Source organism: Sphingobacterium sp. MAE, from assembly GCF_056711605.1.
This window is the reverse complement of sequence record NZ_CM160044.1, coordinates 583,382-596,334: the sequence shown is the minus strand read 5'-3', so window position 1 is coordinate 596,334 and position 12,953 is coordinate 583,382. Positions and strand designations below refer to the sequence as shown.

The 12,953-nt window shown below is 38.4% G+C and carries 9 protein-coding genes; 4 read left to right on the top strand and 5 right to left on the bottom strand.

What is annotated here, in order from left to right:
- Positions 1-104: 104 nt before the first annotated feature.
- The 4 genes from AC06G9_RS02585 to AC06G9_RS02570 form a co-directional block, all read right to left on the bottom strand.
- On the bottom strand, positions 105-1,853 hold the full coding sequence (locus AC06G9_RS02585) for an aminopeptidase P family protein (RefSeq protein ID WP_480958170.1): 1,749 nt from the start codon (positions 1,851-1,853) through the stop codon (positions 105-107).
- 112 nt (positions 1,854-1,965) lie between these two features.
- Complete coding sequence (locus tag AC06G9_RS02580) at positions 1,966-3,093, bottom strand: clostripain-related cysteine peptidase (protein ID WP_480957471.1); 1,128 nt, start codon at positions 3,091-3,093, stop codon at positions 1,966-1,968.
- Positions 3,094-3,241: 148 nt separating this feature from the next.
- Positions 3,242-4,654 (bottom strand): fimbrillin family protein, encoded by a 1,413-nt coding sequence (locus tag AC06G9_RS02575; RefSeq protein ID WP_480957470.1) that lies wholly within the window; start codon positions 4,652-4,654, stop codon positions 3,242-3,244.
- A 46-nt stretch (positions 4,655-4,700) separates the two neighbouring features.
- Positions 4,701-6,275, bottom strand: a complete 1,575-nt coding sequence (locus AC06G9_RS02570) for a DNA/RNA non-specific endonuclease (RefSeq protein WP_480957469.1) — start codon at positions 6,273-6,275, stop codon at positions 4,701-4,703.
- A gap of 670 nt (positions 6,276-6,945) precedes the next feature.
- Between AC06G9_RS02570 and dacB the strand changes: the two genes are divergently transcribed.
- The 4 genes from dacB (at position 6,946) to AC06G9_RS02550 (ending at position 11,905) form a co-directional block, all read left to right on the top strand.
- A complete protein-coding gene (dacB, locus tag AC06G9_RS02565) occupies positions 6,946-8,367 on the top strand; it encodes a D-alanyl-D-alanine carboxypeptidase/D-alanyl-D-alanine endopeptidase (RefSeq protein ID WP_480957468.1) in 1,422 nt (473 codons plus the stop codon).
- Between the two features lie 109 nt (positions 8,368-8,476).
- Positions 8,477-10,756: an NADP-dependent malic enzyme gene (locus tag AC06G9_RS02560; RefSeq protein WP_248754845.1), complete on the top strand. Its 2,280-nt coding sequence runs from the start codon at positions 8,477-8,479 to the stop codon at positions 10,754-10,756.
- Between the two features lie 18 nt (positions 10,757-10,774).
- A complete protein-coding gene (ruvA, locus tag AC06G9_RS02555; protein WP_045752642.1) occupies positions 10,775-11,356 on the top strand; it encodes a Holliday junction branch migration protein RuvA in 582 nt (193 codons plus the stop codon).
- A gap of 78 nt (positions 11,357-11,434) precedes the next feature.
- Positions 11,435-11,905, top strand: coding sequence for a GAF domain-containing protein (locus AC06G9_RS02550; RefSeq protein WP_045752641.1), 471 nt, complete (start codon positions 11,435-11,437; stop codon positions 11,903-11,905).
- 12 nt (positions 11,906-11,917) lie between these two features.
- Here the strand turns inward: AC06G9_RS02550 and AC06G9_RS02545 are convergent, their stop codons facing one another.
- On the bottom strand, positions 11,918-12,832 hold the full coding sequence (locus AC06G9_RS02545; RefSeq protein WP_480957467.1) for a WD40 repeat domain-containing protein: 915 nt from the start codon (positions 12,830-12,832) through the stop codon (positions 11,918-11,920).
- Positions 12,833-12,953 lie beyond the last annotated feature (121 nt).

Below are 12,953 nucleotides of genomic sequence, written 5' to 3'. Positions count from 1 at the left end.
ATAGGATTATTTTCAAACAATTAAAACGTTATAGCACATCTATTTTATAACAAAAAAGGAGATCATATAATCTCCTTTTTTATGCTAGTAGTTATGCCGACCTATTAAATCGCTGCCGTTTTATCTTTTAACCATGCTTGCTCTTCCTCATTTAATCGACTCTTCAGTTTATCGAAAACCCATTGATTATACTGGTTCAACCAGTTGATATGCTGTTGGTCTAATAAGGTTTTATCAACTAGATCTGTAGCGATATAACAGATAGTCAGCGTCTCAAAATCCATAAAATCACCAAATATAGAAGACTCCGCATTTCGCGATAAAACCAAATTTTCGATACGGATACCATGCTTTCCTTCGCGGTATAAACCAGGTTCAATAGAGCTGATCATCCCCGATTCTATAGCAACATCAATATTTGCAGAGTTGAAAGTTTGCGGTCCTTCGTGCACATTCAAGAAAAATCCTACACCATGTCCAGTTCCATGTCCATAATTGCGAAGTGTGGCCCAAATCGGGCGACGGGTGATCGCATCAATCTGATAACCTTTAGATCCTTGCGGAAATATGGCCTGACTACCTTCTATAGTTCCTTTTAATACGATGGTATAATCTTCTTTTTCTTCCTGCGTGATCTCACCCAACGACACGACACGTGTGATATCTGTCGTACCCGTTTGGTATTGGCCTCCAGAGTCCACGAGTAACAATCCTTTTGATTTTAACGTATAGTTGCTCTCAATAGTTGCAGAATAATGTGGCAATGCACCATGGTCTAAATAACCAGCGATGGTATTGAAACTAATATCATTAAAACCAGGTTGTTCCTCTCTAAACTCCTGTAATCTTGCTGCAATAGATATTTCAGATTGATCACCTTGTGGTACCGCCGTTTCCAACCATTTAAAAAATTTGGTCAGCGCAACGCCATCATTGATCATGGTTTCACGCGTATGTGCAATTTCCACTTCATTCTTCACTGCTTTTAAAGACGTCGAAGGATTGATTTTTTCAATAATATTAACCGCAGCAGGTATAGCGTCGTAGATCGCAAAACAGGTTCTCTTCGGATCGATCAATATGGAATCGACCGCTAAATGGCTAACCTGAGTATATACGTCTTCATAAGGTTTCACCTGCACCCCCGAAGATTGTAAACTTATTCTTGTAGCCTCATCCAATTTAACAGGCTCAATGTATAAGATAGCTTCATCAGCTGTTATATAAACAAAACCTAAAACAACTGGATTACAAGGAACATCACGACCACGGATATTGAGCAGCCAAGCGAGATCATCTAGAGAAGATATAAGATGCGCCTGCGCTCTATTCTTGACCATGACAGCACGTACTGCAGCTAATTTAGATGCTGTTGATTGTCCTGTTGTTGTATCAGCCAATAAATATGCTTTTGCAGTAGGTAAAGAAGGTCTTCCCTCCCAAAGCGATGATAATAAATCAACGTGACCGTCAACAATAATATCAATAGGTTTTAATATATCTTTTACCGATTGTGCGACTAATAAAGAAGCTAAATTTCCATCAAATGCAACCTTTGCTCCTTTCGCTAATTGTTCACCCAACCATTCTGCATATTCGGCATTGCCCTGAACTTTTAATTTTACCAATTCAAATCCAGTCCCAGCCAATTGTTCATTTGCTTGAACAAAATAACGGGCATCCGTCCATAAACCTGCAAAATCTTGTGTAATAACTAACGTACCTGCTGAACCCGTAAAACCCGAAGTCCATGCAATACATTTATAACGATCTGGTAAATATTCACTTATATGCGGATCAGAAGAAGGGATAATGTAACCATCAACACCTTGATCTTTCATCAGACTTCTTATTGCCGCTAGTTTTTTCTGAATGCGTCATTGTTTCTCTAATTTGATCATGCAAGTTAGGAAAATTTGAAGAAGTAAACCACTAATCGATATTTTTACGTTTATGGTTATTTTGTCAAAATAAGCTATTATATCCCGCATCACCGTACCAAGCTAGCGTCCTGTAAAAGGGAAAAAGATAACTTTCTTCGGGGGCAGGTATATAGCTTGACAGCCCTGAAAAATTAGTGATGGGTTTACCTAAGAAAGTGCGGGTATTCGCTTTAAATATAATGGCCTTGTCGATCGCAGACTTAAAAGACAATAACTGGTCCGATGGAAGATGTTTCTCAAATAGATCTAAAAAATCATATGCTTTGACAGGAGTATTAGGATCTAGATCTAAGCGCTGTACATTATTTCTGTTTATCCCCGACAAGAACTGTGGATTTTGCGACAACAATTGCGCGGTCTTGTGTGCCAGCCCGGGCAATTGCTTAGTATCTACCAGCGAAAAGGTAGCAGACTGCTCCAAACCTATTTTTTGTTGATAATACCCGACATATGCTTTTGCGATTGCGGTCAATCCATGTTTAACATCACGATCAAATAATAAGGAGTTGATCTGATGGTATGGCATGCCGACACTCAATACTTCAGTTGGCGATGCGAGGATATAGGGTGCAGCCTCACGAAGTTCATATAACACTTCTACAGATGCCATAGAACAAGCATCAAAAATAAGAAAATCCAACCCTTGAGGTAAAGCTGATTGAAGCTGCTGTACATCCATACGGCTAAAATGATCATCGCCAAAAGACCTAGTACCCAATTTACCAAGATTCGCAGGAACCCAGTTGGTTGCATGAGACCATAAAATAGCTCCATACGAATGCGACGGAGAGAGACCCTTCATATCCGCAAATATGATTTTCATCATCTCTGGATCGGAAGAATCATGATCACTATATGTTTTAAGAACCTTACTTTTAATTTCTGGACTAGTATCGTACTGAATTTCATATATTTTGGGCTGCTGACCAAATAATCTGGCATAGACCAACAATTTACCGTCGATACTCACAAATCCTTCTTCCATCTGATTGAGATTTTGATATGCTTCTGCTGATAAGCTATTGTTTGCAGCCATATAGACCATCACCGTACGAGAAGCTATCGGAGCAATGGTATCATCCTCTTTCTTTGCGCAGCTCGTGACATAAAGTAAAACAATACAACTATATAAATAAATTAAACTACGCATGTGTAACGTTAAAATAAAATCTAATATAAATCTTAAAATAGACCGAGGTAGGAAAAATATTGAGAATACCTAAATTACGGATAAAAAATAAACAAGAAGAGAAAGCGATCCTCTTCTTGTTTACAACTTCATGTATTAATCAACCCTATTATTTTGTACCGACAAGTTTGATGTCATCAATACGGTAACCATTTGTATTGTCTGTTTCTTTGCTATAGAATTCGAGTGTGATGCTGTTACTATTTGCAATGCCTGAGATATCAATAGTTGAAAATGTATTTGCTTCTGCACCCAGTACTCCTGTAGGGACAGCGAGTTCTACACCATTAACACGAACTTTTACCCCTGTCATTGGCAAGCTCACTGCGTTACCAGCTAATTTATAAGATAACTTCAGATTGGTAACGCCGGCAGCATTAATTCCTTCGATTTTAAACCCGGTATCTTTGTTTGCTGGTAGCCACACATGTCCATTTATTGTTGAAGTAGCACGCACATCTGCATATGTAGCTGTGTAGAGATCCGAATATGTCACGCCTGTTGCAGTATAACCTGCATAGGTACCAATTCTATCCTTTTTTGATGCTTTAGGATCAGGATCACCAAAAGTTTCCAAGAAAATTGTCTCTTCTTTTCCTGGATCAGTAGGAGTCTGACTGCCATCGATGTCTACATTTACAGATCCCCCAGGTACAGTTGTCCAGTCTGTAATAGTACCATTGCCGGTTACTGCGACTTGGTTAACTCCATCATTTTTCAACAAAACAATATCGTAAGTATATTTCTTACCTGCTTCAAAGGTCGTATTAGCTGGCAAAGTCCATTTAAAGGTGCCTGATGCTAATGTAAAAACCAACTCTTTAGCAGAAAAATCACCAGGAAGCAGGATTGCTTCCACCAACTGTGCATCCGTTTGTGCTGTAGTTTTTGCTGTAACATTCTGCACAGCAGCAGCTCCGCTCAATATACCGGTCGCTAGATCTAATGCTGCTGTAGTATTGACATTACGGTAGACCACCTGTAGTCCATTTATATCTGTCAAACCATTTCCTGGTTTAACAGCTAATGCGACTTTAGTCAGTTTATGATTAAAAGTAAGATTAGCAGCTCCACTAGCTTTTGTCAAGCCTGTTGCATTGTTGGAGTAGAGCACATCAATAGCAGCTGGAGCACTCTGATCTGCGACGGTGACAGGCAATATCGCTCCTTCAAGATTTGTTGTATATGGATAGTATGCAATAAAATCTACTGATCCTGTCTGTGGATAGTTGATGATATCTGCTCCTTGTCCAGAGAAATTACCATTACCGCCAGTACTATATTTTTTATTGGCGGCTAATGGATTAGACAATCCATCACCTTGTTTCATAAATACACCTACAGCATCGTCAGCATCCCAAGCATTACCTGTGACACGTGTAGCTACGCTACCCGCAATCGAAGAAGTAAATTGCACCTGTGCGTTATCATTTGTTCCCAAATCGCGATAGTCATCGTTCTTACAAGAATGTCCTACAACAATCAGTGCCAGTGCAGCACCTAGAAATTGGTTCTTTTTCATGTTTTTTATATCTGAATAATTGATTTAATAATGTATGATCATATCGCTATTTACGCCATATCTGTGTATTGATAGTCGATTTAGTTTCCTGATCTAATGCAGGGAAAAATGTAAATCCAGTTTCTTTCTCCAGAGATTCAACCGTCACCGTATAGCTCATGTAATCTGTATTAGTCGGCGTCACATTGTTCATACGAAATCCTATAGTATAATAATCGGAACCTTTTTTCATAGCCAATACTTTGTAATAATATTTGGGTTTTGCGACATCTTTCCCAGAATTATCCTTCACATAATCGACGACCTTGTCTGTTGCGGTCGTGACCATCGCACCCGTCACTACATACATGGTATCTACTCCCGACTGGGTAGTCCAGGTACGGACTTTATTTTCAAGATCAGCCCATAAACCTTGATTTAAGGATCTATTCTGCGGCGTCATATTTGTATAATAGAACGTGGATGCATTTTCAGCGAAATCGTATGTCCGGTCTCCGCTCGGTAACTGATGACCACGGTCGAGCAATAACGTCGCATTATTGGGATATCCCTTTTCGAGATTTGCTTGAAAATTTGATGAAAATGCGGGATCGTAGGCCCACACATCTGTCCGTTTCTGACTTCCGAGATAATCCTTGCTTAATGGATAAGCTACCCAATAAGCCACCTTATATTCGGTATCATACAACATGGAGTAATTTCTCTTTGTAGAAGACGACATTTTGAGATTGTACTTGACCGTGGCACTTTCTGATATTACCGGCAGCTCCATATAGGCTGCTGTAGGTTGCGGAGTAACAGTTCCGTCCTTCCCCAGTGTGATGTCATACTGATATCGGTAACCCTTTTCATAGCTTTTACCTTCACCTATGCTCCAAGTGTAAGATTTCCCATCGGCCTTTGTAAATACGATTTTATTTTCTGCCGTAAGTGTACCTGGGTAAATTGTCCATTCGACGATCATTTCATTCGTCGAATTCTGTGACACCCGAGCAGCAATATCTGTGTTTGTATTACCTTTTATCCATTGTCCCGAAGAAAGATTGAAACTCGCTCTCGATGGCAGGGCTATAAAATCAGCTTTTAAACCCTGTAGATCCGCTCCCTTAATTTTAAGTTCCAGTTTACTCATTTGTCTGTCAAACGATAAGGCTACCGGACCTTGCCCCGAAGTCAATCCTGTTGTATTTCGTGCTACCATGAAATCAAGTTGAGCTTGATTCTCCTGATTCGTGATGTCTAGTGAAGGTGTTAATGTACCATGCTCTTGATAAGGATAATATGCAACAAAACTCACTTTACTTCCTCGTGGAAATTCTAGCAAAGCCTGTGCATTTTGAGGTGAAAAATTACCATTACCAGGAGTTGTGTATGGTTGGTTAAAGCCATTGTTTACAATAGAAGCTTCGTTTAAAGCCATACCATGTTGGAACATAAAAATTCCAATGGCATCATGGGCACTCCATTGAGTTCCTTGAACTCTTGTTTGCGGAAGACCCGCAATTTTACTTGAAAAATATACCTGATTGGAGGTATACTTTGAAATTAGGTCAGTTTCCTTACGGCATGAAGAAAACATTAAAGCCACGCACCCTAGCACATAAAGCCAGTTCTTTCTCATCTACTTAAATTAATATAATACCCAATAGGAGGTCGATTACGATGAATCAACACTCAAAATTAACGTTCCAAAAATAACATAAGGTTAATGCATTTTTAATATTTTATTAAGTTTTTTATCAAAAGATTTAATAAAATCAAGCACTGAACATCTGCAATTATCACCTAAATACGAGATCAATCATTAATAATCAACTTATTAGAATCTATCATTCATCACAATTAATGACACGAACATAACTTAGAGCCATTTTTTTTAGATGAAACATATTGATAATAGCGCTGAGCACAGAGCGGAAGATTATGGATTTTTATATTTAGCTAGCAAGAAAAAGAAAAGCATGACAACAACAGTCAAAACTTAACTTATTATTAATTTAAATCCATGATTTACAACGAAATATTATCCGCTTGGGTAAACATTCCAATATGTCATATTGCTTTTAAAAACATAAGGACACGACCGATAAGCCGTTTTTGAGCATGTCGGATCATATTCATTAACAATTCTAAATCAAGGAGCACTTCCATTTTTATGAAAATAGGCATAGATCCTAGTTAGGTTTACAGACAGGCATAGAGGGGTATTAAAGTATTACTTTTTGACTTTCATATTAAACATTTCTGAGCAAACAATAGTATCTTTATGAAAACAGAAAAGATTATCATTAATGAAAACCAGTACAACCTTAACCCTTGTTAGTATTTGCTTATTCCCGTTACTCCATACATCCGCATTCTCACAATCCGCATCAAAATCCAAAATTGAAGCAGCCTATCGACAATTTGAAAATGATCCCTCATTAAAAAATGCAACAGCTTCTTTGACCGTATTAGATGCAAGTACGGGAGCACCTATTTTTGAACACAATCAAGATGTGGGCTTGGCTACTGCGTCAACGATGAAAGTCATTACTTCAGCTACCGCATTTGACATTTTGGGAAAGGATTATAAATTCAAAACACTTTTAACGTACACAGGAACTATTCAGGCAGATGGTGTACTAGAAGGCGATATTATTATTGAAGGATCTGGAGATCCTACTTTAGGAAGTAGCCGCTATCCCGAGTCAACGGAAGAACAGATCATCAACAAATGGATATACGTCATTCAAAATGCAGGTATTAAAGAAATAAAAGGCCGTATCATAGGTGACGACACACGTTATCAAGGGTACAAAGTGCCTGGAGGTTGGATCTGGTCTGATATTGGAAATTATTATGGTGCCGGTGTCTCTTCACTTAACTGGAGAGAGAATGCAGTAGGTGTGGTCTTCTCTCCCAATGATGCGATCGGCAAGCCCGCTCCTATTAAAAATTTGACCGCAGATCTTTCTTATCTCAAAATTATAAATGAGGTGACAACAGGTAAAAACGGATCTGGTGATCAGGTATATGCCTATTCGGGCCCCTATGCTTCTACCATCTACATCCGCGGAACTTATGGCTTAGACCTTAAAAAGACTATTGAGATTTCCGTTCCCGATCCCGCATATGATGTAGCCTTTCAATTAGAAAAAGCACTGGATCATGTCGGGATCAAAACAGCAACATCAGCAAGTAACGGTCAAGTTCTTGCCGGAACAACGATCGTAAAACATCACTTAGACACCCATGAGTCACCTGATCTTGCTACCATTGTTTATTGGTTCAATCAAAAGAGCATCAATCTTTATGGCGAAGCACTCTTAAAGGCAATTGCTTATCAAACTGCACAAAAGACAGAAACAAGCGAAGGTGCATCTTTGATACAGAAATATTGGGAAACTAAATTAAAGATTAACAATAGCGAACTTAACAATCAAGATGGATCAGGTCTTTCTCCTCAAAATAGAGTTACGACAGCAGCAATGACCAAAATCATGCAGTACGCTCAATCGCAATCCTGGTTCCCCGAATTCTATAAAAGTTTACCAGAATATAATAATATGAAGATGAAAAGTGGCACCATCGGAGGTGCATTGGGCTATACTGGCATCCAAAATAACAGTTCAGGAGAGAAATATACCTTTACTCTTTTAGTCAACAATTATTCCGGATCAGCCACCGCCATGCGCAAACGAATGTTCACCCTTCTTGATGTATTAAAATAAATTGACCCTTCAGAATAAATTTTTGACTATTTATCATTTCTTTCTCAAAAAAAGAATGATACATTTGTAACCTTAGTTTAACAAACTAGCACTATATAAAAGAATTAAAATGAGTAATGTAAATCGTAAACAAGCGGCATTAGACTACCATTCCATGGGTAGACCTGGTAAAATAGCTGTTGTGCCAACAAAGCCAACAAATTCTCAAAGAGATTTATCGCTAGCTTATTCACCAGGTGTTGCTGAGCCTTGTTTAGCTATCGCTGCAAATAATGAAGACGCTTACAAATATACCGCAAAAGGTAATTTAGTTGCGGTAATTAGTAATGGTACAGCCGTATTAGGTCTTGGTGATATCGGTGCTGTAGCTGGTAAACCAGTTATGGAAGGTAAAGGTTTATTATTTAAAATCTTCGCTGATATTGATGTTTTTGACATTGAACTTGACACTAAAAATGTAGATGAGTTTGTCAACATTGTGAAAGCAATGGAACCTACATTTGGTGGTATTAATTTAGAAGATATTAAAGCTCCAGAGTGTTTTGAAATTGAAAGACGCTTGAAAGCTGAAATGAATATCCCAGTGATGCACGATGATCAACATGGTACAGCTATTATCTCTTGTGCTGCTCTGATCAACGCTTGTGAACTAATCAATAAAAAAATTGAGGATGTAAAAATCGTTGTAAATGGTGCTGGTGCTGCTGCTATTTCCTGTACTGGAATGTACGTATCTGCTGGTGCTAGAAAAGAAAATATTGTCATGTTAGACAGTAAAGGTGTGATCCGTCGTGATCGTGAAACATTGGATGCGATGAAAGCAACTTATGCCACTGATCGTGATATCCATACCCTTGCTGATGCTGTAAATGGTGCTGATGTATTTATCGGACTTTCAGCTGCAGACGTATTGACAGCAGAAATGTTATTGACCATGGCTGATCAGCCGATTGTATTAGCTATGGCTAATCCTAACCCAGAGATCGCTTACGATTTAGCAGTTGCCACGCGTAACGATGTGATTATGGGTACAGGACGTTCAGATTACCCGAACCAGGTAAACAACGTATTAGGCTTCCCTTATATCTTCCGTGGTGCTTTAGACGTACGTGCTACTGCTATCAATGAAGAAATGAAAGTGGCTGCGACAAAAGCGATCGCTGATCTAGCTAAACAACCCGTTCCTGAAGAAGTTAATCTAGCTTATAACACCAACAACCTAAAATTCTCTGCGGATTATATTATTCCAAAACCTAATGATCCACGTTTGATCACTGAGGTTTCTGTGGCTGTAGCGAAAGCGGCAATTGCATCGGGTGTTGCAAAACATATCATCGAAGACTGGGATAAATACAGAGAAACACTTCGCAAGAGATTAGGTCAGGATGATGCGATCATGCGCAATCTGACCATGGCAGCAAAACGGAATCCGAAACGTGTTGTATTTGCTGAAGCAGATAATTACAAAACGCTTCGTGCGGCACAAATCGTAAAAGAAGAAGGTATTGCAGTTCCTATTTTATTGGGTAAAAAAGGAAAAATCAATGCGTTAATTAACGAATTCGGTTTTGAATTGGCTGATGTACAAATCATTGATCCATTGGAAGAAATGGAGTCAGAACGTGTCAATGAATATGTTGAACATTTATTTGTAAAAAGACAACGTCGTGGTCTTTCTAAATTAGATGCTAAAAAACTTCTAATTGATCGCAATTACTTTGGAGCAAGTATGGTTCAATTTGGAGATGCTGATACATTGATCTCAGGATTAACAAAGAACTATGCCAATACCATCAAACCTGCGATCCATGTTATCGGCGCTAAAGAAGGTAGCCGTATCGCTGGTATGTATATGATGTTGACAAAAAAAGGTCCGATCTTCTTAGGTGATACTACGGTCAATAAAGAGCCTTCTGCAAAAGAGTTGGCAGATATTACCGTATTATTGGACAAAGCTGTTAGAAAAATGAATGTAAGCCCTCGTATTGCTTTACTTTCTTATTCTAACTTTGGTTCTAACGAAGGAAATACACCAACTAAAGTACGTGAAGCCATTAAAATCGTTCACAAAGATCATCCAGAAATTGTTGCTGACGGCGATTTACAAGCAAACTTTGCTCTGAATAGTGATTTGTTAGAAGCAAATTTCCCGTTCAGTACATTGAAAGGACAGCCAGCAAATACATTGGTATTCCCAAATTTAGAATCAGGTAATATTGCCTACAAATTGTTACAAGAAGTGGGCAATGCAGAAGCTGTGGGACCAATCTTACTGGGTATGAACAAACCTGTTCACGTATTACAATTAGATAGTTCAGTTCGCGAAATCGTGAATATGGTTACTATTGCTGTAGTCGATGTACAGTCACATGAAAAACAAGGTAATTAATTCTTTTTCCGTATCGCTATGTATGCATATTTTAACGGGAAATTAGCACATAAAGCCCCCACTCACGTCGTTCTCGATGTGGGTGGAATTGGCTATTATATCCACATTTCCTTAAATACATTTTCCTTAATAAAAGACCAGGAGCAGTGTAAGCTATTCATCTCTTTTCAGGTAAGGGAAGATGCACATACGCTCTACGGGTTTGCAACTGAAGGAGAAAAGAAGTTATTTGAAAATCTGATTTCGGTATCTGGCATCGGTCCAAATACAGGACGTATGATTCTTTCATCCAATACTCCAGAAGAAATTCAATCTGCCATTGTCAATGGTCAGGTTACGCTCATTCAGAAAATAAAAGGTATTGGTCCTAAAACAGCACAACGCTTGATTTTAGAATTGCAAGATAAATTGAAAAAACAAGGTGTAGAATCCCTTTCAACGATTCCGATGGCACAGTCTCTACCAGACGAAGCACTATCTGCTTTGGTCATGTTAGGTTTCAACAAAGCCACTTCTGAGAAAGTATTGAATGCTGTGATTCAAACAGATCCAAATCTGACAGTAGAGGGTATGATCAAATTGGCCTTAAAAAAATTGTAATCTGTTAAGGAAAGAATTTTTATATTTTACAAGCGCTATTATTCTGTTAACTTTGAGCAGCATAATAGCGCTTTTTTTATGGCAGAAGATTTAACAATAAACAAAGGAACGAAGAAAGATCAATACATAGGCTTAGTTCCTCAAATCAGAGGTTTGGTTACAGGTGAGACCAATCAAATAGCTAATCTTGCAAATATTGCTGCGGCACTGAAAGAACAGTTCAATTTCTTTTGGGTGGGTTTTTACTTAATCGAGGGTGAACAGCTGGTGCTCGGTCCATTTCAAGGACCTGTAGCCTGTACACGTATTCAATATGGTCGTGGAGTGTGCGGCACTTCCTGGAAAGAAAACAAAACCATAATCGTACCTAATGTGGAGGAATTCCCTGGACATATTGCTTGTAGTTCCCTATCAAAATCAGAAATCGTCATTCCGATATATCAAGACAATAGCATCATTGGCATATTGGATGTCGATAGCGATGAGCTAAACGCTTTCGATGAAATTGATGCTCAATATTTAACTGAAATCGTTTCTTTACTGTCATAGACAGGTTTGACATCATTTTAATGCCCAAACCTTGATCAATTTATCATCTCCTGCTGTCAAGAAATATTGACCTCCATCAATCCAAAGTCCTGTATTGATGGATAGCGTATGGGAGTCATAAAATTTATCACGGTTGATCACTTTAAGCAAAGAAAATGTTTCCTCATCCCAAATTTTGAATGATTTGTCACGGCTTACTGTTGCAAAAACAGGATAATTGGGGTGCGGATAGATGCCATATACGGTAAACATATGGGGCACAAAACTGTATTGCTCTTTTAAACTCGCAACATCAGATATTTTAACAGCAGCATCTCTTGCCCCACTAATGAGCTTAAGGTTATTACGCGAAAAGATAAGACTTGTAATGGGCATGCTGTGCTTTTGATTGGCAAGCAAGAAATGATAGTCTTCTGCAGAAAATAAAAATATATCACCGTTCTTATCTCCAAATGCAATTTTCTTTTGATCATGCGATAAGGCAATGGTCCGAATGGTATTTGATGAAATGGCAAATTCATATATTTTTTTATAATCCTTCAGGCACCATACACTCGCGACACCATCCTCTCCTACGGCTACCAATTCATTTTTAGCAGGAATACTCTGAAGCGCAAAAATAGCTTTATCGGAGACCATCAGATTGGCTATTAATGTCTGATTTTCCACATCAACAATCATCACCTTCCCCTCACGAAGTGCGATGGCAAGATAAGATGTATTGGGTATTAAATGCAATGCATAAATCGAAGAACTAACTGCACATAAAATGCGTTTGAATGTTCTGTTTTGAGAATCCCATTCAACCACACCTTTATCATTGCCCCCAGAAAAAAATGTATGCGCAAAATATCCTTTTTCTAAAGCGAAGATGGGATTTTGATGTCCTGTTAATGTTGCTGCTAGCTCTATTTCGAATTTATCCATAATAAAAAATTGCCGTATACAAACTTAGATAAATTTACTTTTATATCATGATTATGCTATAAAAGTAAATTTATCTGCTATTTTCTGAAAGCAACCTCAGTGCATCTTTATTATCTTCAGC

Excerpts from the sequence above, each read along its gene's own strand:
- ruvA (WP_045752642.1), top strand. The coding sequence starts at position 10,775 with ATGTATGCATATTTTAACGGGAAATTAGCACATAAAGCCCCCACTCAC.
- AC06G9_RS02570 (WP_480957469.1), bottom strand. The coding sequence starts at position 6,275 with ATGAGAAAGAACTGGCTTTATGTGCTAGGGTGCGTGGCTTTAATGTTT.
- AC06G9_RS02545 (WP_480957467.1), bottom strand. The coding sequence starts at position 12,832 with ATGGATAAATTCGAAATAGAGCTAGCAGCAACATTAACAGGACATCAA.
- dacB (WP_480957468.1), top strand. The coding sequence starts at position 6,946 with ATGAAAACCAGTACAACCTTAACCCTTGTTAGTATTTGCTTATTCCCG.
- AC06G9_RS02575 (WP_480957470.1), bottom strand. The coding sequence starts at position 4,654 with ATGAAAAAGAACCAATTTCTAGGTGCTGCACTGGCACTGATTGTTGTA.
- AC06G9_RS02580 (WP_480957471.1), bottom strand. The coding sequence starts at position 3,093 with ATGCGTAGTTTAATTTATTTATATAGTTGTATTGTTTTACTTTATGTC.
- AC06G9_RS02560 (WP_248754845.1), top strand. The coding sequence starts at position 8,477 with ATGAGTAATGTAAATCGTAAACAAGCGGCATTAGACTACCATTCCATG.
- AC06G9_RS02550 (WP_045752641.1), top strand. The coding sequence starts at position 11,435 with ATGGCAGAAGATTTAACAATAAACAAAGGAACGAAGAAAGATCAATAC.